Here is a 22,338-nt window from a genome sequence, read left to right as displayed (position 1 = left end):
GCGACCACAGGCGACGGCGCCACTAGTTTCTGATTTCTCAGGCAGGAAGCCTCGCTGCTCTTGCGATTCCCCAATCCCGATTCCCGATTCCCGATTCGCACCTAACCCACACAGATCCGGTCGCGCCCCGCGCTCTTGGCCTGGTACAGCGCCTGATCGGCGCGCTGCATCAGCGATGAGCCGGTGTCGTCATCGCGCAACTCGGCCACGCCGGCACTGAAGGTCACCTGCAGGCCTTCCACGCCGCCCCAGTCGTGGCGCGCATGGAACAGCTCGCGGATGCGCTGGCATAGCGCCTGCGCATCGTCCAGCGTCGTATCGGCCAGCAGCAGCGCGAACTCTTCGCCGCCCAGGCGTGCCGGCAGGTCCGATGCGCGCGCGGCGGCCGTCAGCAGCACGCCGACGTCGTGCAGTACCGCATCGCCGCTGGCGTGCGAGTAGTGGTCGTTGATGCGCTTGAAGTGGTCGATGTCCAGAATCGCCAGCACCAACGGGCGTGTGCTGCGCCGTGCGCGGCTGATGTCGCGCGCCAGTGCCTCGTCGAAATGCCGGCGGTTGGGCAGCCCGGTCAGGGCGTCCTCGTGCGCCTGGCGCTCGAACACGTCGGACTTGATGCGCAGCCGCGTCAGCAGCTCGCTCTTTTCCTGGTTGGCCTGCAGCAGGCGCTGTGCCTGCAATTGCAGATCTTCGGTGCGTATGCGCACCAGCTCGGCCAGGCGCGCGTTATGGGTTTTGTAGCGGCGCAGCAGGAAGCGATACACCAACGCGAGTGCAAACATCGCGCCCAGCACCGCGGCAAAGCGCACGTCCTGGCGCTGCCACCACAGCGGCAGCACCTCGAACGCCCACATCGCCTCGTGCGTGCTCCATGCACCGCCGGGGTGACGGGCCGCCACATGCAGACGGTAGCGTCCCGGCGGCAGGCCGATGAACTCCACGCTGCGTTGCCGGCCACGCTCGATCCAGTCGTTGTCCAGGCCTTCCAGGCGCGTGCGGTACTCGATGCGCTCCGGCAGCAGGAAGCTCATGCCGACGTAGGACACGTTCAGCCGATGCCCGCCCGGTAGCCGTGCCTGCTGCCGCCATGTCAGCGGACGTGCGTCCTGTTGCACGCTCTCGATCACTGCAGGCGGTGCGCGCCGCTCGCGAAAGCGCTGCAGGCGCGCCGGGTCGACCGTGCTCACGCCGCCGGCGGTGACCACCCAGATCGAGCCATCGGCACGCTTGATCATGCTCGGCCCGGAGCTGCCGTTGGCCTGCGCGTTGCCCATGCCGTCGATCTCGCCATAGCGCTCGATGACCAGCCGGCCGCGTCCATCGGCAACCGCGTCGAGCAGCGTCAGTGGCGTGCGCAGCACGCCGCGATTGCTGCTGATCCAGGCGTTGCCGAATCGGTCGTCGACCAGCTGGAACACCGTATCGACCGGCATGCCCTGCTCCAGGCCCACGCGTGCGAGCCTGCCGTTGCGCATGCGGTACAGGCCGCGATCGGTGGAGATCCAGACAGCGTCACCGATGCGCTGAAAACCGAACACACTCCGCGCGCCGCCCTGGGCTTCCAGATCCAGCTGCTGCAGCTTTCCGTTGCGCAGCACCGCCGCGCCGTCGACCGAGCCGATCCACAGCGCGCCATCGATGCTGGCCAGTGCGGTCACGACCCCGTCGGGCAGGCCTTCGACGGCCAGGGACTGGCGCCTGCCGTCGACCAGCTTCACCACCCCGCGCTGCGTGGCCAGCCACACCACGCCGGGGTCTTCGGTCACGATGGCGCGGATATGCCCGCTGGGAATGCCCTCGGCATCGCCGTAATGTTGCAGCAGACGTCCGTTGCGCAAGACGAAGACGCCATCGGCATAGGTGCCCACCCACAGATCGCCGCGCCGATCCAGCGCCAGGCTGAGCACCGAGAGCTTGCGCCCGGATGGTGTGGCCACCGCCACCGGCACGATGCGTCCGTCCGGCAGCATGCGATCCAGGCCGGCGGTGCCGGCGATCCACAGACTGCCGTCGTGGTCTTCCAGCACGGCACGGGCGTAGTCGCCGCTCAGGCCATCGCGCTGGCTGTAGCTGCTGAACAGGGTTTCGCGCAGGCGAAACAGCCCGCCGTTGGCACCGACCCAGATGCTGCCTTCGGCATCCTCGCGCAGGCTGACGATGCGCCCGGTCGGCAGGCTGCGACCGGCCGGCAAGTGCTCCACCCCATGACTGCCGATGCGCAGCAGCCCCTGATTTTCGCTGCCCAGCCACAGGTCGCCGTGGCGATCCTGCAGCATCGCAGTGAAGTGGCCTTGCCCGGGCACACGATGCACCAATTCGGCGGACTCGCCCTGCAGCCGGTACAGCTGCTCGCCGGCGACGACCCACAGCGTGCCGTCCGCTGCGCGGTACGGCCATGCCAGCCCTGGCGGCAGGCCGAATGCGGCCGGGGCACGATGCATGCGCCCGTCCGGTTCGCGGTAGATCAGGCCGTCCAGCGTGCCGATCAGCAGCCGGCCCTGGTCATCGAACGCCATGCGCGGAAAGCTGCTCTGCAGCGGCACGCCATCACGCGGCGGAAAGTACTCAAAGCGCCCATCCGGCCACAGGCAGCCCAGCCCGTGTCCCTCGAACAGCAGCCACATGCGACCACGCTCATCCATGGTCATCGCATGGATCAGCGCCTGCGGCCACTGCCCTTGCCGCTGCCAGTGCCGCCACTGCCCATCGCTGCCATGACGCACCAGATTGCCGCGCGCATCGCTGAGCCACAGCGCACCATCGCGGTCGACGTACAAGGCACCGACGCCGTTGTCGGGCAAGCCAGGACGCGTGCTGCGGTCGATGATGCTGAATTCCAGGCCGTTGTAACGCACCAGCCCTTCCCAGGTGGCGAACCACAGGTAGCCGTCGCGGGTCTGGGCGATATCGCGCAGCGAGTTGTGCGGCAGGCCGTTACGCGAGCTCCAGCTGTCGATTGCGTAATCGCGCAGTGGCGCCGTGCCGGCCGGTGCAGCCAGTGCCGCGAGCGAGCACAGCGCCAGCAGCATGCAGACGACGGCACCGAGCCAGCGCTGCGGCCGCGTGTCTCCCCGTGCCGACGCCTTGGCATCGCATCCGTTCTCGCCCGTCGACCAGGCCCCCGCCCCATCTCTCATCAGACATAACACGCCGTTCGCTGGCGATATGGTAGGCAAAAACGGGCACGCGCGCCGGTGGATCACCGCATCCCCTGGCGAAAGTCACCTGCAGCGCGCCAGGTATGCGCTCGGCACTGCAGCGGCAAGCGCATGGACGCGCTGGTTTGCGCAGATCCGATGGCTTGCTTGCGTAAGCGCCGGATCGCCCGACGCCAGCTGCACGATCCGACCGTGCCGATCCATCCGCGTGGCCCGCAGCCTGCGCGCAAGTGCCATCACGCCTGCCAGCAAGAGGTGGCCAGCGGTGCCACGTGGGTGCGGGCGGCGCGGAGGAACGGCAGTGCACGCTTGGTATCTGCCGCTTCTCCGGGCAGCGGCCACGCCGCCTGGCCACTGCGCAGTGGCTGGCAGCCGCCTTAAGCGCCCAGGCGCTGGCGCACGGCTTCGAACAAGGTCACGCCGGCCGCCACCGACACGTTGAGGCTTTCGATATCGCCCGGCATCGGAATCTTGACCAGGCCATCGCAATGCTCGCGGGTGAGACGACGCAGGCCATCGGCCTCGCCACCGAGCACCAGCCCGACATTGCCGCGCAGGTCCACGCTGTACAGCGAGGCCTCGGCTTCGCCGGCCAGGCCGTACAGCCACACGCCCTGCTTTTGCAGGTCGCGCAGGCAACGCGCCAGATTGGTCACCGCCACCACCGGAATGCGGTCGGCCGCACCGGCCGAGGTCTTGCGCACGGTTGCGTTGACCGTGGCCGACTTGTCCTTGGGAATGACCACCGCAGTGACGCCGGCGGCCGCCGCGCTGCGCAGGCATGCACCGAGATTGTGCGGGTCCTGCACGCCGTCGAGGACCAGCAGCAGCGCGCGTCCCTCGGCGGCGGTCACCAACGCTTCGAGCTCGTTCTCGGCCCACAGGCGCGCTGCCGCATAACGCGCGACCACGCCCTGGTGGCGCACCTGGCCGCCGACGCCATCGAGTGCCTGGGTATTGACCCGGCGCACGTCGATACCCTTGCGGCGGGCCTGCTCCTCGATCTCGGTCAGGCGCGGATTCTTGCTGCCGGCCTCGATCAATACCTCGCGCACGTTGTCGGCGTCGTTCTCGACGGACGAGGCGACGGCGTTGACGCCGACGATCCACTGATTCTGCTTGCTCATTGCGCGGGAATACGAAGCGATAAAGGGAGAATGGTAGGGCCTGCGGCCTGCCACGTCACGGCCGGACCCTCGCTACGAGCACCACGTGCCAACCGCGGCGCAACGGAAGTGGCCGTCGCCGCGACGCGCAGTTCAACGCGCCAGCTCGACAAACGCCGATGCGGCTGCCAGGGTCACGCAGGCCAGCGGTCGGTATCGTGATCCGGATGCTGGCGCGACACCAGTGCAGCCAGAAACGCAGGCGCCTGCGGGTCGTCCTCGGTGCGATGGGCCGGCAACGCGCCCAATGTGTCGACAAACGGCAGTTTGCCCTCGACCCCGTACTGGATCACCGGCGGCAGCAACGCGGGCGTGTCGAAGCTGCCGGCGGCAATGGCCAGGCCGTCGGGCGCCTCGTAGGTCAGCGGCGTTCCGCAGTCGGCACAGAATCCACGCTGCACCAGCGACGAAGACGCAAAGCGCCTGGGCTCGCCGCGTGTCCAGGCGAACTCGGCGCCACGCACCGACACCAGCGGCGCGTAATACGCACCGAAGGCCTTCTGGCAAATGCGGCAGTGGCAGATCGAGGCGTCCGACAACCGGCCGCGCACGTGGAAACGCACCGCACCGCATTGGCAACCACCGCTGTACCCGATTGCTGTGTCCATCGTTGCCTCTGCGCCGTTGAAGACGGGTGACCCGTGCGTTTTGCGCGCTTGTTACACGCAACACCCTGCACGCGTGGCCGGCGATCGCTACGCATCGCGAGCGGCCGCCAGGCGACGGCTCGCGATGGTGTCACCGTGCTAGTGCTGCTTCTTCCTGCGCTTGGCCGGCTGATCGCGCGGCGGCGGCGGCGGTTCGGGCGAATCGCCGCGATCCTCGGCCAGGCGGAAGTCGATCTTGCGCTCCTCCATGCTGGCTTTCAGCACCAGCACCCGCACCGGATCGCCCAGACGGAACGTGCGGCCACGGCGCTCGCCACTGAGCGTCTTGCGGATCGGATCGAACTGGTAATAGTCCTGCGGCAGCTGGGTGACATGCACCAGGCCATTGACCTTGGACTGGGTCAACTCCACGAACAGGCCGAACCCGGTCACGCCGCTGATCACGCCATCGAACTGGCCGCCGACATGCTTTTCCATCCACGCGGCGCGATACCGCTCGTCGACTTCGCGTTCGGCTTCGTCGGCACGCCGACCACGCTCGGAACACTGCAGCGACAACGCTGCCATCTGACGCGGGGTGTAGATGTACTTTTCCGGGCTGGCGCCGGTCAACGCGTGCTTGATCGCGCGGTGCACCAACAGGTCCGGATACCGGCGGATCGGCGAAGTGAAGTGCGCATACGCCTCCAGCGCCAGACCGAAATGACCGTTGTTGTCGGGCGAATACACCGCCAGGCTCTGGCTGCGCAGCAGCACCGACTCCAGCAGCGCCGCATCGGGGCGCGCACGCACCTTCTTGAGCAACTTGGTGTAGTCGCCGGGACGCACCTTGCTCCATGCCGGCAGGCTCAGCTGGAATTCCTTGAGGAACTCCAGCAGGTCTTCATATTTGCTCTCCGGCGGCCGCTCGTGCACGCGGTACGGTGCCGGCACATGCATGCTCAGCAGGTAACGCGCGGCTTCGACGTTGGCGGCGATCATGCATTCTTCGATCAGCTTGTGCGCGTCGTTGCGCACCAGCATGCCGGCCTGGGTGACCTCGCCGGTGTTGTCGAGCACAAAGCGCACTTCGGAGGTTTCGAACTCGATCGCGCCGCGCTGCGTGCGCGCCTTCGACAGCACGTTGTACAGCTGATGCAGGCGCTGCACCTGCGGCAGAAACGGGCCGATGAAGGCCTTGGTATCGGCATCGTCTTCGCCGACCGCCTTCCAGACCTGGTTATAGGTCAAGCGCGCATGCGAGTTCATCACCGCTTCGTAGAAACGCGAGCCGGTGACTTCGCCGTCGCGACCGACCTGCATGTCGCAGACGAAGCACATGCGGTCGACCTTGGGCATCAGCGAGCAGATGCCGTTGGACAGTGTCTCCGGCAGCATCGGCACCACGAAACCCGGGAAGTACACCGAGGTGGCGCGCTTTTGCGCCTCATCGTCCAGTGGCGTGCCGGGACGCACATAGTTGGACACGTCGGCGATCGCCACCACCAGACGGAAGCCGTCGGCGTTGGGTTCGCAATACACCGCGTCGTCGAAATCCTTGGCGTCCTCGCCATCGATGGTGACCAGCGGCATCTGCCGCAGATCCACACGCCCGCCGATCATCTGCGGCTCGACCACCAACGGCACCGCCGCGGCTTCGTCCAGCACTTCCTGCGGGAATTCGTGCGGCAGCTCATGGCCATGGATGGCCATCTCCACCACCAGCGACGGCGTCAGCTTGTCGCCGAGCACCGCGATGATCTTGCCGATCGCCGGGCGCCGGGCGTCCGGCGGCGCGATCAGTTCGCACACCACCAGTTGCCCCTCGCGCGCCTCGCCGATGCCGTCCGGTGCGATCTGCACGTTGCGTTGCACGCGCTTGTCGTCCGGGTCGACATAGGCCACGCCATGCTCGTAGAAAAAGCGCCCGAGCATGCGTGACATGCGGCGCTCGAGCACGCGGGCAATCGCACCTTCGCGACGGCCGCGGCGGTCGATGCCGGTGACATTGGCCAGCGCACGATCGCCGTGCATGACCTTGCGCATTTCGTACGGCGGCAGGAACAGGTCGTCCCCACCTTCGTCCGGCTTGAGGAAGCCGAAGCCTTCCGGGTTGGCGATCACCACACCTGCAATCAGGCTGGTCTGCTGCACCGGCGCGTAGCCGCCGCGGCGGTTCTGCACCAGCTGCGCTTCGCGCACCATCGCCGCCAGGCGCTTGCCCAGCGCGTCGATGCGGTCGCTGAGGTTGAGTTGTTCGGCGATTTCCTCGGCGGTCTGCGGGCCGTCGCAGGCATCGAGCAGCTGCAGGATGGCCTCGCGGCTGGCGATCGGCTCGGCGTAGCGCAGTGCTTCGCGATCGGCATGCGGGTCCTTGAACCCGGCCGCTGGTGCGGGCGCTTCGGTCGGCGCCTGTTGGAAGCGTTCCGGCGGCGGCGCCGGCGGACCGCTCTTGCGCGGATGCGGTGCGCGTGGTGCCGGCGGCGTGGGCAGCGCGGGCGCTACCGGCAGCTCGGGCGAGGCATTGGCGGCCTTGTCGGCAGCGCGTTTGTTCGCGGACTTGGTCGACGCGCCGGCGGCGGCGCGGACCAGGAAGTCTGGCATCCAGCCCGGCAACTTCTGTTTTTCGGCGGTGGTGGCATCGCCCGGGCTGGTGGACTTGCGGCGACTGGGCCGATCGGAATCTGGGGTGTTTTTCTTTGTCATTGCTTACATGGTACCCCTTGCGGCCGCGACATGGGCAGCACGCCTTGCCCGGCCGGTCGCAATTGCTGCGTGCCAGGCATTGACAAGCCTGCCGGGAGTCTGCAAAATTCGCGGCTCACCTGCCCAGGTGGCGGAATTGGTAGACGCACTAGCTTCAGGTGCTAGCGGGGGCAACTTCGTGGAGGTTCGAGTCCTCTTCTGGGCACCAGTTTAAAAAGACCTCCGAGCAATCGGGGGTCTTCTGGTTTCTGGGGTCTGGAAAGTTGTGATTGGGGACGGTGCGCCAGCGTTACCGGCCGCCGGGAGCCTGCCGTTGATCGGCGGCCGAAGCTTGATTCCGCCTGCGCCGTGCTCGGCAACGCCGCAACAGGCCGGCCTGCTGCTGACGGTGGCGCCCTCTTCGACACCACCGTCTGCAGCGGGGGCCGTCAGGGCGCCGCCGTGATGCCCGCCTCGCGCAGCGCCGTCGCCCAGATCGCGTACCCGGTCTCACTGGGATGGGTGCCGTCGGGCATCAGCGCCTCGGGCAAGGTTCCGTCCGGTTGCAGCATCCGAGGGCCGATATCGAGCAAACGCACCGACGGATCCTTGCCGTAACGCGCGGCCAGCAGCCGGTTGGTCTCGGCGATGGGTGCGCGCTGCGCATCCCCGGCATGGCGACCGCGCGGCATGATCGCCATCAGGATCAGCTGGCTCCTGGGCAAACGACGACGCACCTCGCTCACCACCGCCTCCACGCCCTGTGCGGTCTCGGCCGGCGTGGCCGCGCGCGCTTGCGCGGTGCCGGTGAGGTTGTTGGTACCGATATGCAGCACCACCCAGCGCGGGTCCAGGCCGTCGAGTTCGCCCTGGCGGATCCGCCACAGCACGTTCTGGGTGCGGTCCCAACCAAAGCCCAGATTCAGCACCGGGCGCCGGCCGTACAACCAGCGCCAGGACTCGGGCCCGCTGACACGCGTGGCCAGCGGCGGGCCCGCCCAGAAATGCGTGATCGAATCGCCGATCATCACCACCTGGGGCGTGAGCGCGCGTGCTTCAGCCAGCGCCGCATGGTGACGTGCATACCAGTCGTAGGAATCCTGCTCCAGTCGGTCGACCGGAATCAGCGAGGTCGCAAAGTCGCGGCCCAGCTGTGCAACCGGCTTGACCGGCGGCTCGCCGAGCAGGCGCGCCAGGGTCGGTTCGATCGCCTCGGCCAGCATGCGTTGACCTTGCGTGTCCGGATGCAGGGCACCGGCCGGCGGACGGAAGCGGGTGTCGTAGAACAGCTCGCTGCGCAGCTTGCCATTGCGCCGGAAGATCGACCCCACATCCAGATAGGTCACGCGCGGATTGTCGCCGTAGCGCACCGCCAGGCCCTGGTTGATCTGCGCATCGCGGCGCGACTTCTCGCCGGAGATGTCGCTGGGCAGCACGCCCACCAACAGGATCTGCGTGCGCGGCAATTTCTGTTCGATCGCCGCGACCACCGCATCGATGCCGAGCTGGGCCTGCTCTGCGGTCTGGCCGAGATGGCCGGTGTTGTTGGTACCGATCAACACCAGCGCGACCTTGGGTTGCAGACCGTCGACCTCGCCATTGGCCAGCCGCCACAGCACGTTCTCGGTGCCGTCGCCGCTGAAGCCCAGGTTGAGCGCGCCACGGCTGCCGTAGAAGGTCTGCCAGGTCGGCTGGAAATCTTCGTCAGGCGCCTTGGCCTTTTCGTAGTTCTGGGTGATCGAATCGCCGATCAACAGCAGCGGGGTGTCAGGGTGCTGGCGCACCTGCTCCAGCACCTGCGCATGTCGCTGCGCCCACCACGCCTCCTGCAGGCGGTCGGTGGGCACGATTGAAGGTGGCGGCGTCTGTGCGCTTGCCGCGGCGCAGACCAGCAACAGGCCACAACACACCAGCACCGGCGCGATGGCAGACAGCGAAAGACGAGGAAACACAGCGTGCAAAGAGCGGAGCATGCGCGCACCAGAGGCTGGAGAAGCCACGATTGTGATCCGCGCGCGCCGCGCACCACAAGCGCGGACGCAGCCACCCGCCATGTGAGGCTGCGACGTGCTTGTGGTGTGTCGGCGCCGGGCCACTGATACGGCGCATCTGTGATGCCGGATCGCTCATGCTTGCGTAGGAGCGCGCTTACGCGCGATGCGGCGTCATCGGTAACGCTTCATCGCGCGCAAGCGCGCTGTTACCTGGCAGTGGGAAGCAATCGCCTACATCAAGGCACCGGATCGAGCACTGCGCGCCTCGGCCCAATGGAATCGGCACCCGGCGGCGCGCTGCCGAACTAGTTACTCAGCGCAGGCCGGTCTCGGCGCGCGCGATCACCAGGCGCTGGATTTCCGAGGTGCCCTCGTAGATCTCGGTGATCTTGGCGTCGCGGAAGTAACGCTCCAGCGGCATTTCCTTGGAATAGCCCATGCCACCATGGATCTGTACCGCCTGATGGGTGATCCACATCGCCGCCTCCGAGGCGGTGAGCTTGGCCACGGCCGCTTCGGTGCCGAACTTCTGGCCCTGCCCCTTCAACCAGGCCGCGCGCAGCGTCAGCAGCAACGCTGCGTCCAGCTTGCACTTCATGTCGGCGATCTTGGCCTGGGTCATCTGAAAGGTACCGATGGCCGCGCCGAACGCCTTGCGCTCCTTGACATAGGCCAACGTGGCTTCGTACGCCGCACGCGCGATGCCGACCGCCTGCGAGGCGATGCCGATGCGCCCGGCATCGAGCACGCTCATCGCGGTCTTGAAGCCCTCGCCCTCCACGCCCAGCACTTCATCGGGCTGGGCGATGTAATCGGCGAACTCGATCTCGCAGGTGGCCGAGGCGCGAATGCCGAGCTTGGGCTCGGTCTTGCCGCGATGGAAACCGGCGCGATCGGCATCGACCATGAAGGCGGTGATGCCGCGCGCGCCCTTGTCCGGCTCGGTCACCGCAAACAACACGATGTACTTGGCGACCGGGCCGGAGGTGATCCAGCTCTTCTTGCCGTTGATCACGAAGCTGCCATCGGCCTGCTTGACCGCGCGGCACCGCATCGCCGAGGCATCCGAGCCGGACTGCGGCTCGGTCAGCGCAAATGCGCCGATCTGCGCACCTTCGGCAATCGCGCGCACGTACAGCTGTTTCTGCGCCTCGCTGCCGTTCTTCAGGATACCGGTGCAGAACAGCGAGTTGTTGACCGACACGATGGTGGAATGCGCGCCGTCGGCAGCGGCGATCTCGATCATCGCCAGTGCGTAGCTGATCGGGTCCATGCCGGCGCCACCGTACTCGGCCGGCACCTCGATGCCCATCAGGCCGTTCTCGCCGAGCAGGCGGATGTTCTCCAGCGGAAACTCGCCGCTGCGATCGAACTGCTCCGCGCTGGGGGCGATCTTTTCCTGGGCGATGCGGCGCGCCACATCCTGGATCATCAATTGTTCTTCGGTAAAGCTGAAATCCACGTGGCACCCCTCCAGGCCTAGGCTGAGCGCCCATTGTAGCTCCAACCATTCGCATGCGTATGTAGTTGACCCCACACCCTGCCCGGTCGAAAATATCTCCATATCGCGATATAGAGATATTCATGGATCTGGAAGACTGGTCGGCGCGCCTGAAGGTATTTGCCGACGCCACCCGCGTCCGCCTGCTGACCTTGCTGGAGCAGGAGGAACTCACTGTGGCCGAGCTGTCGGCGATCACCCGCCTGGCGCAGCCGCGCGTGTCCACGCATCTGGCCAAGCTCAAGGAGGCCGGGCTGGTGCGCGACCGCCGCGCCGGCGTGTCGGCCTATTACCGTTTCGACGAGGTGTCGCTGGACCCGGCGCAGCGCGCCCTGTGGCTGGCGCTGAGCACCGGCAGCGACGATCCGCTGCTGCGCCAGGACGCCGAGCGCGTGGCCGCGGTGCTGGCCAACCGCGCCGCCGACCAGAACTGGGCCGATTCGGTGGCCGGCGACATGGAGCGGCATTATTCCCCCGGTCGCACCTGGGAAGCGCTGGCGCGCACCGCCCTGCCCTTGCTGGAAACCGGCGACGTGCTCGACATCGCCTCCGGCGACGGCGTGCTGGCCGAGCTGGTGGCACCGCATGCCACCCGCTACATCTGCATCGACACTAGCGCGCGCGTGGTCGCCGCGGCCAGCGAGCGCCTGCGCAAGCTGCGTAATGTGGAAGTGCGCGAAGGCGACATGCATGCGCTGCCGTTTCCCGATGCCAGCTTCGACCTGGTGGTGCTGATGCATGCACTCACCTACGCAGCCAAGCCCGCGCAGGCGGTGGCCGAATCCGCGCGCGTGCTGCGCCCCGGCGGCCGGCTGCTGCTATGCAGCCTGGCCAAGCACGAACACCGCGCCGCGGTGCATGCCTATGGCCACGTCAATCTCGGCTTTGCGGCCAAGGAACTGCGCAAGTTCGCCGAGAAAGCCGGGCTGGACGTGTCCAGCCTGGAGACGGTGACGCGCGAGAAGCGCCCGCCGCATTTCGAGGTGATTTCGTTGATTGCGGTGAAGCCGGGAATCGGGAGTCGGGAATCGGGATTGGTTGAAAGCAAAGGCGCTGCTTTGCGGAGAGCTGAATCATGACGCATGTATCCAATCCCCAACCTCCAATTCCGTTTGCGCTGCCGTGGCTGCATCCCGAGCGCGCCGCCAAACTCACAGCCGCGCTTGCCGAACGCATCCTCATCATCGATGGCGCAATGGGCACCATGATCCAGCGCCACGATCTGCAGGAGCCCGATTATCGCGGCACCCGCTTTGCCGACGGGTACGACAACACGCAGGTACACGTGCATGGCCCGGGCTGCGATCACGCACACGTGCCACAAGGCCACGACCTGAAAGGCAACAACGACCTGCTGTTGCTGTCGCGCCCGGAGATCATCGCCGGCATCCACCGCGCCTATCTGGACGCCGGGGCCGACCTGCTGGAAACCAACACCTTCAACGCCACCTCGGTGAGCCAGGCCGACTATCACCTGGAACATCTGGTCTACGAATTGAACAAGGCCGGCGCACAGGTCGCGCGCGCCTGCTGCGACGAGGTCGAGGCGCTGACCCCGCACAAGCCGCGCTTTGTGATCGGCGTGCTCGGCCCCACCAGCCGCACCGCCTCGATCAGCCCGGACGTCAACGACCCCGGCTATCGCAACACCAGCTTCGACGCATTGCGCGACACCTATCGCGAGGCCATCGACGGCCTGATCGACGGCGGTGCCGACACATTGATGGTGGAAACCATCTTCGACACACTCAACGCCAAGGCCGCGTTGTATGCGATCGAGGAAGTGTTCGAAGCGCGCGGCGGGCGCCTGCCGGTGATGATCTCCGGCACCATCACCGACGCATCCGGACGCACCCTGTCCGGGCAGACGGCCGAGGCGTTCTATGCCTCGGTCGCGCATGGCAAGCCGCTGTCGGTGGGCCTGAACTGCGCGCTGGGCGCCAAGGATCTGCGCCCGCATGTGGAAACCTTGTCGCAGATCGCCGACGCCTATGTCAGCGCGCATCCCAACGCCGGCCTGCCGAATGCCTTCGGCGAATACGACGAAACCCCGGAAGAAATGGCGCAAACCTTGCGCGAGTTCGCGCAGGCCGGCCTGCTCAACCTGGTCGGCGGCTGCTGCGGCACCTCGCCGGATCACATCCGCGCCATCGCCGAGGCAGTGGCCGACCTGCCGCCGCGGCAGTTGCCTGGCGCGCAGGAGCTGGCCGCGTGATGCGGCAGGCACACCCTCATCCGCCCTTCGGGCACCTTCTCCCGCAAGCGGGAGAAGGACAGCGCATGGCTTGGCTTGCCACGAAGACGCCCCGTGCGCAGCACAGCACCCTTCTCCCGCCCCCGGGAGAAGGACGGCGCATGGCTTGGCTTGCCACGAAGACACTCCGTGCGCAGCACAGCACCCTTCTCCCGCCTGCGGGAGAAGGTGGCGCGCAGCGCCGGATGAGGGCCGCAGTGTCTCGCGCCCCATGGCCAGGCCGCGAGGAACACCCACGCACCAACACCAATCGCGCCGCCGTCAACGTCCAGCAGAGCCTCGCATGAGCACTCCCCGCTACACCCGCCTGTCCGGCCTGGAACCGCTGGTCATCACGCCGGATCTGTTGTTCGTCAACGTGGGCGAGCGCACCAACGTCACCGGCAGCGCGCAGTTCCGCAAGCTGATCAAGGAGGAGCGCTACGAAGAAGCGGTGGAAGTGGCGCGCCAGCAGGTCGCCAACGGCGCGCAGATCCTCGACGTCAACATGGACGAGGGCCTGATCGATTCGGAAAAGGCGATGACGCGCTTCCTCAACCTGATCATGTCCGAACCTGACATCGCGCGCATTCCGGTGATGGTGGATTCGTCCAAGTGGAGCGTGATCGAAGCCGGCCTGAAGTGCCTGCAAGGCAAGAGCGTGGTCAATTCGATCTCGCTCAAGGAAGGCGAGGCGTTGTTCATCGAACAGGCACGCAAGGTGCTGCGCTACGGCGCCGCCGCGGTGGTGATGGCCTTCGATGAAGTGGGCCAGGCCGACACCTGCGCGCGCAAGGTCGAGATCTGCACCCGCGCCTACAAGGTGCTGACCGAACAGGTGGGCTTCCCGCCGGAAGACATCATCTTCGACCCGAACATCTTTGCCGTGGCCACCGGCATCGAGGAGCACGACAACTACGCGGTGGACTTCATCGAAGCCACCCGCCAGATCAAGCGCACATTGCCGCATTGCCATATTTCCGGCGGCGTTTCCAACGTGTCGTTCTCGTTCCGCGGCAACGAGATGGTGCGCCAGGCGATCCACTCGGTGTTCCTGTTCCATGCGATCAAGGCCGGCATGGACATGGGCATCGTCAACGCCGGCGGCATGCCGATCTACGACGAGCTGGACCCGGAACTGCGCGAACGCGTGGAGGATGTGATCCTCAACCGACGCAAGGACGGCACCGAGCGGCTGCTGGACATCGCCGAACGCTACAAGGGCAGCAAGGGCGCGGCGAAAGTCGAGGATCTGGCCTGGCGCGAGAAGCCGGTGCGCGCACGGCTGGCGCATGCGCTGGTGCATGGCATCGACGCATTCGTGGAAACCGATACCGAGCAAGCGCGCCAGCAATCCACGCGCCCGCTGGATGTGATCGAAGGGCCGCTGATGGACGGCATGAACGTGGTCGGCGACCTGTTCGGCGCCGGCAAGATGTTCCTGCCGCAGGTGGTCAAGTCCGCGCGCGTGATGAAGAAGGCAGTGGCATATCTGCTGCCGTTCATCGAAGCGGAAAAACTGCGTACCGGCGATGTCGGCAAGTCCAACGGCAAGATCATCATGGCCACCGTCAAGGGCGATGTACACGACATCGGCAAGAACATCGTCGGCGTGGTGTTGGCCTGCAACAACTTCGATGTGGTGGATCTGGGCGTGATGGTGTCGGCGCAGGTGATCCTGGACCGGGCGCGTGCGGAAAATGCCGACCTGATCGGCCTGTCCGGCCTGATCACGCCGTCGCTGGAAGAGATGTCGCATGTCGCGCGCGAGATGCAGCGACAAGGTTTCGAGATTCCGCTGTTGATCGGTGGCGCCACCACCTCGCGCGCGCACACCGCATTGAAGATCGACCCGCATTACACCGCCCCCACCGTGTGGGTGAAGGACGCCTCGCGTGCGGTGGGCGTTGCGCAATCGCTGATCTCGCGCGACCTGCGCCAAGCCTTTGTCGCCGCCAACGATGCCGATTACGCGGAGATCCGCGCGCGCCATCGCAATCGCGGCGACGCCAAGCGCCTGGTGCCGCTGGAAAAGGCACGCGCACAGCGTTTCGATGGCGACTGGGACAGCTACACACCGCCCGCCCCGCGCCAGCCCGGCCTGCACGTGTTCGACGATTACCCGCTGCAGGAGTTGATCGAGCTGATCGACTGGACCCCGTTCTTCCAGGCCTGGGAACTGGCGGGCAAGTTTCCGGCGATCCTCAGCGACGCGGTGGTCGGCAGCCAGGCCAGCGAGTTGTACCGCGACGCACGCAAGATGCTGCGCACCATCGTCGCGGAAAAATGGCTGACCGCCAAGGCCGTGTTCGGGCTATGGCCGGCCAATGCCGTGGGTGACGATGTCGTTGTGCTGACCGATCCTGCGGAATCGGGAATCGGGAATCGGGAATCGCAAGGCGATCCTTCGGCGACGGACCATTCCCGATTCTCCATTCCCCATTCCCTGCACTTCTTACGCCAGCAGGTCGACAAACCCATCGACCGCCCCGACTTCTGCCTGGCCGATTTCATCGCGCCCAGAAGCAGCGGCAAGCAGGACTGGATCGGCGCGTTTGCGGTCACCGCCGGCATCGGGATCGACCCGCATGTGGCGCGGTTTGAAGCCGCGCACGACGACTACAACGCGATCCTGCTCAAGGCCCTGGCCGACCGCCTGGCCGAGGCGTTGGCCGAGCGCCTGCATCAACGCGTGCGTACCGAGTTCTGGGGTTATGTGGACGACGAGACGCTGGACAACGAGGCACTGATCGCCGAACGCTATCGCGGCATTCGCCCGGCACCGGGGTACCCGGCCTGCCCCGAGCATAGCGAAAAGCGCACCCTGTTCGACCTGCTCGATGCCGAGCGCCACACCTCGATCACGCTGACCGAAAGTTTCGCGATGCTGCCTACCGCAGCGGTTTCCGGCTATTACTTCAGCCATCCCAGGAGCCAGTACTTCGTGGTCGGGCGCCTGGGCAAGGAACAGGTGGCCGACTACGCCAGGCGCAAGGGCATCACCTTGGCAGTGGCCGAGCGCTGGCTGGCATCGAACCTGGATTACGACCCGGAATAAGGGCCGCCGCAAACCCCGTAGGAGCGCACCCGGGCGCGACAGGGCGTTACCAGTAACGCCCTGTCGCGCCCGGGTGCGCTCCTACGGTGGGGCCGCCGACCTTCGACGGCGCCGCTTCGATCACATCAACATCAGGCAGCTGGGCGCAACACGTTCAAGACCTCGTAGCACGCGCCCATGGTGTGGTAATCGGTCTTGCCGGCGGGGCTTTTTTCATCGCTGTACTTGCGGTTGTCCGCATCCAGGATGCGATACCACGCGCCATAGCGGTGGTCGACCATGTGTTCCCAGGAATACGCCCACAGCTTGTCGTACCACTGCCAGTAGCGCTCCTGGCCGCTGCGCTGGGCCAGCAACGCCGCCGCCGCCAGCGATTCGGCCTGCACCCAGAAGTACTTGTCGTCGTCGCAGACCTTGCCGTCCGGGTCGAAGCCGTAATACAGCCCGCCACGCTGCGCATCCCAGGAGCGCTCCACCGCCACATCGAACAGATGCTGCGCGGTCGGCAGCAACCAGTCGCTCGGCGCGTAGCGATCCAGCAGCATCAGCAGCTTGGCCCATTCGGTCTGATGGCCGGGCTGGAACCCCCAGGGGCGGAACAGGTGCTTGGGATTGTCGCGGTTGTAGTCCCAGTCGATGTTCCACTGCGGATCGTAGTGTTCCCACACCAGGCCATCGGCCTTGGCCGCCTGACGCCGGGTCATGGTGTCGGCCAGCGACAGCGCGCGGTCCAGATAACGTTGCTCGCCACTGGCTTCGTACGCGGCGATCATCGCCTCGCACATGTGCATGTTGGCGTTCTGGCCGCGGTAGCTGGTGAAGTTGAACTGCGCATCGGCTTCATCGCGGTACAGGCCGAATTCCGGCTCCCAGAAATACGTTTCCAGCAGCTGCCAGGTTTCGTCCATCCATGCCCGCGCGTCTTCGATGCCGGCCTTCAGGCCGCACGAATACGCCAGCAGCACGAACGCCACGCCGTAGCAGTGATTCATGTCGTCTTCGACCACGCCATCGCGCAGGGTCCAGGCATAGCCGCCGGTGGCGGGATTGCGGTGCACGTTGCGCAGGTAATCCAGGCCGTGATGCACCGCCTGCAGGTACTGGGCATCGCCGAATTCGCGATACGCCATCGCGTAGTTGAAGACAAAGCGCGTACTGCTGACCAGATGTCGGTGCCCGGCATCGTAGATCGCGCCATCATCGCGGAAATACTGGAAGAATCCGCCCGCCGGGTCGATCGCGCGCGGATGGTAGAACGCCATGGTGTCGGCGATATGCTGACGCAGCACATCGGCCGAACGGAAATCGGGTGCGGGGGTCGCAGGCAAACGGCTCATGGTTGTTCCTGGATCAGGGAATGGACTTCATCGACGCTCGGCATCGCCGCAAACGCGCCCTTGCGCGTCACCGCCAGCGCACCGACCGCCGCAGCAAAGCGGATCACCGCGGTCATCGCAACCGCATCGCCACACAGCTGCTCCAGCGTGGACGCGCGCGCAGCCAGCTGAAACAGCAGGCCGCCGACGAATGCATCGCCCGCTGCCGTGCTGTCACGCACCTGCACGTCGAAGGCCGGCACCTGGCCGGAATCGGTGCGTGTCTGCCAATGCACCGGCCCGCCGCCGTCGGTGACCAGCAACCAGCTGGCCTGGCCCTGCCAGAGCTTGCGGGTGACCGTGCTGGCATCGCCATCGAGCGTGCCGGCCAGGTAATCGAGTTCCTCGCGCGAGAGCTTGACCACGTCGGCCAGTGCCAACGCCTCCCACAGCAGCGCGGCCGGGTCCACGTCCTGCGGCCACAACATCGGGCGCAGGTTGAGATCCAGGCTGACGATGGCGCCATCGGCGCGAGCGCGGCGCATGCCGTCCAGCGTGCACTGCGCGATCGCAGGTTCGGTCATGCTGTTGGAGCACACATGCAGCACGGCGGCCTGCGTGAAGGCGTCCGCAGCGAAATGCTCGGGGCGGAACAACAGATCCGCCGCAGGCGGGCGATAGAAACTGAAACTGCGCTCGCCGGCTTCATCCAGGGCCACGAAGGCCAGCGCGGTCTTGGCTTGATCAGTGCGCACGATGCCATCGGTGGCGACGCCGGCCTGCTGCAGACTCTGCAGCAAGAAGTCGCCGAACATGTCGCGTCCCAGCATGCCGACAAAATGCGCCGCGCCACCCAGCCGCGCCACCGCAACCGCGACATTGGCCGGCGCACCACCGGCGTATTGCGCAAACGTACGTGCCTCGTCGGGGCCGGCGGATGGCAATGCCAGCATGTCGATCAAGGCCTCGCCGAAACAGACCACCCGATTCTTGGCCGCACTCATGCGTGCGCCTCCGCCAGTGCGCCACGCAGACGCGAGCCCCAGATGCCATAGAACACGATGTACAGGTAGCACACCAGCGGCAGCACGAACGACTCGTGCAAGCCGATGTTGTCGGCCAGCAGACCTTGCAGATACGGCACGATGGCGCCGCCGACAATGGCCATGATCAACAGGCTCGATGCCCGACCGGTCAGCGGACCAAGCCGCTCGATGCCCAGCGTAAAGATGGTCGGGAACATGATTGAATTGAACAGGCCGATCGCCACCAGCGCATACACCGCCAGCATGCCGCCACTGGCCATGGTCAGCACCAGCAGCAGCGCGTTGATCCCGGCGAACACCGACAACAGCACGCGCGGCGACAACTTGGCCAGCAGCGCCGAGCCGATGAAGCGGCCGATCATTGCCAGCGTCCAGTAGGCCGACACGTAGTGGGTCGCCTCGCGCTCGGTGAACCCGCCGATCTGCGGCAACGAGAAATAGTTGACCATCAGGCTGCCGATCGCCACTTCCGCGCCGACATAGAAGAAGATCGCCAGCACACCGAAGCGCACGTGCGGATGCGCCAGGGCATCCAGCAGCGAATGCCTGCTTTCGTCCTTCTGCGCGCTCGCGTCGGTCAATGCCGGCAGACGGAACAGGAACACGAAGATCGCCAGCAGGAACAGCACGATGCCCAGACCGATGTACGGCCCCTGCACGGCCTGCGCTTCCTGTACGCGATAGGCCAGCTGCTCGGCCTCGGGCAGCACCTTGAGCTGGTCGCCGCTCATCACCGTGTTGGACAGGATCAGCCAGCCACCGAACAGCGGTGCGATCGCAGTCCCCAGCGAATTGAGCGCCTGCGCCAGCGTCAACCGGCTGGAGGCACTGCGCTCCGGACCCAGCAGCGCAACATATGGGTTGGCGGCCACCTGCAGGATGGTGATGCCGGTTGCCAGCACGAACAGTGCGCCGAGAAATGCGCCATAGACGCGCAGTTCCGCCGCAGGCCAGAAGCCCAACGCACCGACCGCGGCAACCGCCAGCCCGGCCACGATGCCTTGCTTGTAGCCAAGCCTGGCCACTAACCAGCCAGCCGGCAACGACATCAGGAAGTACGCGCCGAAGAAGGTGAACTGCACCAGCATCGCCTGCGCGAAGTTGAGTTCGAACACCGCCTTCAGATGCGGAATCAGGATGTCGTTGAGGCAGGTGAGAAAGCCCCACATGAAGAAGATCGTGGTGACGACCGACAACGCAACGCCGTTGTTGACGGGCGCCTTGTTGCCACTTGGCACTGTGGATTGCGTGGAAAGGGAAACCATAGGAATTGCCTGGTCAGCGGCCTGAGGCCTTGGTGGGGGAATGTGCGGGGGAATCGCTGGGGGAGTGAAGCGAAACGATGGAACTCGACGCGCTGACGCTGCTGGCGCGGATCTTCAATTCGACCGCGGCGATCAGGCGTTGCGATGCAAGGTCGGGACTGCCGATACGCTGCAGCACCAGCTGCGCCGCCTGGCGGCCGCGCGCGCGCGGATCGGCGGCCAGGGTGGTCAGCGCGGGCGTAAACAATGCGGCTTCGGCGATATCGTCGAAGCCGGTCACCGCGAAGTCGCGCCCCGGCACGATGCCGTGCATCGCCAGCGCGGCCATCAGGCCCAAGGCGACACTGTCGTTGTAGCAGACTGCCGCGGTTGCGCGATCGTGTTCGGCACGATCCAGCATGCGACCGGCGCACAGCGCAGCCTCCTGCCGGTTCGGTGCGGATTCGACATAGTGCGCGGGCAGGCCGGCATCGGCCATCGCGCGCGCATAACCGGCACGGCGTTGCCGGCAGGAACTGGATTCGGCATGGCCGCCGAAGAACACGATGCGCCGATGGCCTTGCGCAATCAGATGCTTGCAGGCAAGCAACGCACCCTGCTCGTTGTCCAGCGCCAGCAGATCCCAGCCCGCGCCCTCCACTTCGCGGTTGAACAACACCACGTTGTGTTGACGCCCAAGCACCTGGGTCAAGGCCTGCGCCTGGCTGCCTTCGGCCGGCGACAGGATGATGCCGGCAGGCGTGTGCTCCATCAGCGAGGTCAGCACCGCCTGCTGGCGCTGCGTCGATTCGCCGGTGCTGCCGAGCAGGGTCACATAACCGGCTGCGCCCAGCGCCTCGTCCACGCCTGCGGCAAATTCGGCAAAGAACGGGTTGGACAGATCGTTGATGACCAGCGCGATGCTGGATGACGTGCGGCGGCGCAGATTGGCGGCGGCACGGTTATAGACGTAGTGCTGCCGATCCAGCTCGGCCTCCACGCGCGCGCGCGTGGTCGCGTGCACCAGTGGGCTGCCGCGCAGCACCAACGACACCGTCGCACGCGACACGCCGATGGCGCCAGCGATATCGCGTAAGGTCACCGCACCGCGTCCGCCGCGACGGGCATCGCCGTCCTCCGCAGCGGGCGGAGTCAGTTTGGCACGCGTCACGCTGCCGACCTTGCAATGGAAGAAGTGCGCATGCATCTGGCGTCGATTGGATCGATCCAATTAGGCCTTTTCCGCGCACCCAATGCATGCGGCAGTGCAACATAGTCAGCAGCGCGCCGATCCTGACTGCAGTCGCCTCCTTACTGGAATGCGATCGACAGGCCGATCCCGCCCTGCCAGTCCGGGCTTTCGGAGGTCAGCCCGCGCAGCACCGAGACATCCAGTTGCATCGCATGCGGCAACTGCCAGGCACCACCGGCGCCGGCCACGCGCGAGTGCTCGCTGCCGGTGTCGAAGCCCGCTTCTACGAAGCTGCTGAAATGCTCGCCGGAGAAGAACGTGTAGTTCGGCGAGAAGGTCCAGGTATGCCCGTCGCTGTCGCGTGCGTAGTTCACGTACAGCGCCAGGGCGCGCTGCTGCGCCAGATCCCAGGACGCGGTCACGCCCAGTTCGCGCGCATAGCCGTCGCTGAAGGCGGGGCTGCCGGTCGGCACGCTGTAGCTGCCGAGCGCGGCCCAATGAAAGCTGTCCGACTGCGACGGCAATGCCACCTTCAGGCCGATATGGCTATCGCCCCCGCCACGCACACGCTCACCGCCACCGTGCTGCCAGTTGTAGCTGTCGCTACCCACCTGCAGCTCCACGTTCTGGAACAGCCCCAGGCGCAGTAGCGTATCGGCGGTGTACTGCGTGGTGCGTTGCCCGTCGCTGCGATCGGTACTCGCGTCCGGCAGGCCCTGCTCCCAGGCGAACGCGCCAGGCTGCAGCACTTCGGCAGCAAACGGAATACCGGGACGGTCGAACGCCGGTGCGTCCTCCGCCTGTGCAGCGGCCTGCTGACTCACCACGCACAACCCAAGCATCACCGCGGCCGGCCCCAAGGCGCGCGTCGCCTGCAAACCCGAAGCGCCGCGCGCGGTGGATGTGGCCGATGCAACAACGCAGGCCTTCAACATTTTCGACAACATGGACATACACGGCACCATCGGCAGGGAATGAGCGGCAACGCAGCAGGCACCATGCCCGGAGGCGTTGACCGGTAAGGTCGCGATGGTGCCGCGCGCGCCGTGACCGGCCCGTGTATCGCCCACGCCGCGTCTGCGGCATGGCTCGGCCGGACCGCGCGCAGTAACGATCAGGTGCGCACCACGCAAGGCAACGCACCAAACAACATGGGCACCC

At 66.3% G+C, this 22,338-nt stretch carries 14 protein-coding genes and 1 tRNA gene; 4 read left to right on the top strand and 11 right to left on the bottom strand.

Annotated elements, in window-relative coordinates:
• Nucleotides 1-101: 101 nt before the first annotated feature.
• The 4 genes from CPBF1521_RS08040 to rnr all read right to left on the bottom strand — a co-directional run bounded on the left by CPBF1521_RS08040 (nt 102) and on the right by rnr (nt 7,614).
• Nucleotides 102-3,134, bottom strand: coding sequence for a ligand-binding sensor domain-containing diguanylate cyclase (locus CPBF1521_RS08040; protein WP_115676664.1), 3,033 nt, complete (start codon nt 3,132-3,134; stop codon nt 102-104).
• A 398-nt stretch (nt 3,135-3,532) separates the two neighbouring features.
• A complete protein-coding gene (rlmB, locus tag CPBF1521_RS08035; RefSeq protein ID WP_115676663.1) occupies nt 3,533-4,282 on the bottom strand; it encodes a 23S rRNA (guanosine(2251)-2'-O)-methyltransferase RlmB in 750 nt (249 codons plus the stop codon).
• Nucleotides 4,283-4,455: 173 nt separating this feature from the next.
• Nucleotides 4,456-4,929: a GFA family protein gene (locus CPBF1521_RS08030; RefSeq protein WP_115676662.1), complete on the bottom strand. Its 474-nt coding sequence runs from the start codon at nt 4,927-4,929 to the stop codon at nt 4,456-4,458.
• Nucleotides 4,930-5,067: 138 nt separating this feature from the next.
• On the bottom strand, nt 5,068-7,614 hold the full coding sequence (gene rnr, locus CPBF1521_RS08025) for a ribonuclease R (RefSeq protein WP_115676661.1): 2,547 nt from the start codon (nt 7,612-7,614) through the stop codon (nt 5,068-5,070).
• A gap of 121 nt (nt 7,615-7,735) precedes the next feature.
• On the opposite strand from rnr, the gene CPBF1521_RS08020 reads away from it, so the two are divergent.
• Nucleotides 7,736-7,822, top strand: a tRNA-Leu gene (locus tag CPBF1521_RS08020).
• Between the two features lie 220 nt (nt 7,823-8,042).
• On the opposite strand, the gene CPBF1521_RS08015 is transcribed toward CPBF1521_RS08020, so the two are convergent.
• Together CPBF1521_RS08015 and CPBF1521_RS08005 are read right to left on the bottom strand one after the other, a co-directional pair.
• Nucleotides 8,043-9,566 carry a GDSL-type esterase/lipase family protein gene (locus CPBF1521_RS08015; protein WP_181901160.1) on the bottom strand — a complete coding sequence of 508 codons (1,524 nt, stop codon included), beginning with the start codon at nt 9,564-9,566 and terminating at the stop codon, nt 8,043-8,045.
• Nucleotides 9,567-9,900: 334 nt separating this feature from the next.
• The gene (locus tag CPBF1521_RS08005) at nt 9,901-11,019 is read right to left on the bottom strand and encodes an acyl-CoA dehydrogenase family protein (protein ID WP_235858439.1); all 1,119 of its coding nucleotides are present in this window, start codon (nt 11,017-11,019) and stop codon (nt 9,901-9,903) included.
• Nucleotides 11,020-11,171: 152 nt separating this feature from the next.
• On the opposite strand from CPBF1521_RS08005, the gene CPBF1521_RS08000 reads away from it, so the two are divergent.
• The 3 genes from CPBF1521_RS08000 (at nt 11,172) to metH (ending at nt 16,379) form a co-directional block, all read left to right on the top strand.
• Nucleotides 11,172-12,167: an ArsR/SmtB family transcription factor gene (locus tag CPBF1521_RS08000; protein ID WP_164740041.1), complete on the top strand. Its 996-nt coding sequence runs from the start codon at nt 11,172-11,174 to the stop codon at nt 12,165-12,167.
• Nucleotides 12,164-13,303, top strand: coding sequence for a homocysteine S-methyltransferase family protein (locus CPBF1521_RS07995; protein WP_115676660.1), 1,140 nt, complete (start codon nt 12,164-12,166; stop codon nt 13,301-13,303). The genes CPBF1521_RS08000 and CPBF1521_RS07995 overlap by 4 nt, the downstream gene beginning before the upstream one ends.
• 322 nt (nt 13,304-13,625) lie before the next feature.
• Nucleotides 13,626-16,379, top strand: coding sequence for a methionine synthase (gene metH / locus CPBF1521_RS07985; protein WP_181901159.1), 2,754 nt, complete (start codon nt 13,626-13,628; stop codon nt 16,377-16,379).
• Nucleotides 16,380-16,510: 131 nt separating this feature from the next.
• Here metH and CPBF1521_RS07980 read toward each other — a convergent pair whose 3' ends face one another.
• The 5 genes from CPBF1521_RS07980 to CPBF1521_RS07960 all read right to left on the bottom strand — a co-directional run bounded on the left by CPBF1521_RS07980 (nt 16,511) and on the right by CPBF1521_RS07960 (nt 22,142).
• Nucleotides 16,511-17,716, bottom strand: coding sequence for an AGE family epimerase/isomerase (locus CPBF1521_RS07980; protein ID WP_115676657.1), 1,206 nt, complete (start codon nt 17,714-17,716; stop codon nt 16,511-16,513).
• A complete protein-coding gene (locus tag CPBF1521_RS07975; RefSeq protein ID WP_181901158.1) occupies nt 17,713-18,699 on the bottom strand; it encodes a carbohydrate kinase family protein in 987 nt (328 codons plus the stop codon). Before CPBF1521_RS07975 ends, CPBF1521_RS07980 begins: the two co-directional genes overlap by 4 nt.
• Nucleotides 18,696-20,006 (bottom strand): L-fucose:H+ symporter permease, encoded by a 1,311-nt coding sequence (gene fucP, locus CPBF1521_RS07970; RefSeq protein ID WP_115676655.1) that lies wholly within the window; start codon nt 20,004-20,006, stop codon nt 18,696-18,698. The genes CPBF1521_RS07975 and fucP overlap by 4 nt, the downstream gene beginning before the upstream one ends.
• Before the next feature lie 13 nt (nt 20,007-20,019).
• Nucleotides 20,020-21,192 carry a LacI family DNA-binding transcriptional regulator gene (locus CPBF1521_RS07965; RefSeq protein ID WP_181901205.1) on the bottom strand — a complete coding sequence of 391 codons (1,173 nt, stop codon included), beginning with the start codon at nt 21,190-21,192 and terminating at the stop codon, nt 20,020-20,022.
• 104 nt (nt 21,193-21,296) lie between these two features.
• Nucleotides 21,297-22,142, bottom strand: a complete 846-nt coding sequence (locus tag CPBF1521_RS07960) for a transporter (protein WP_115676654.1) — start codon at nt 22,140-22,142, stop codon at nt 21,297-21,299.
• Between the last annotated feature and the right edge of the window lie 196 nt (nt 22,143-22,338).

This window comes from Xanthomonas euroxanthea (genome assembly GCF_900476395.1).
GTDB classification, from domain to species: Bacteria; Pseudomonadota; Gammaproteobacteria; order Xanthomonadales; family Xanthomonadaceae; genus Xanthomonas; species Xanthomonas euroxanthea.
This window is presented reverse-complemented; position numbering and strand designations above follow the sequence as displayed.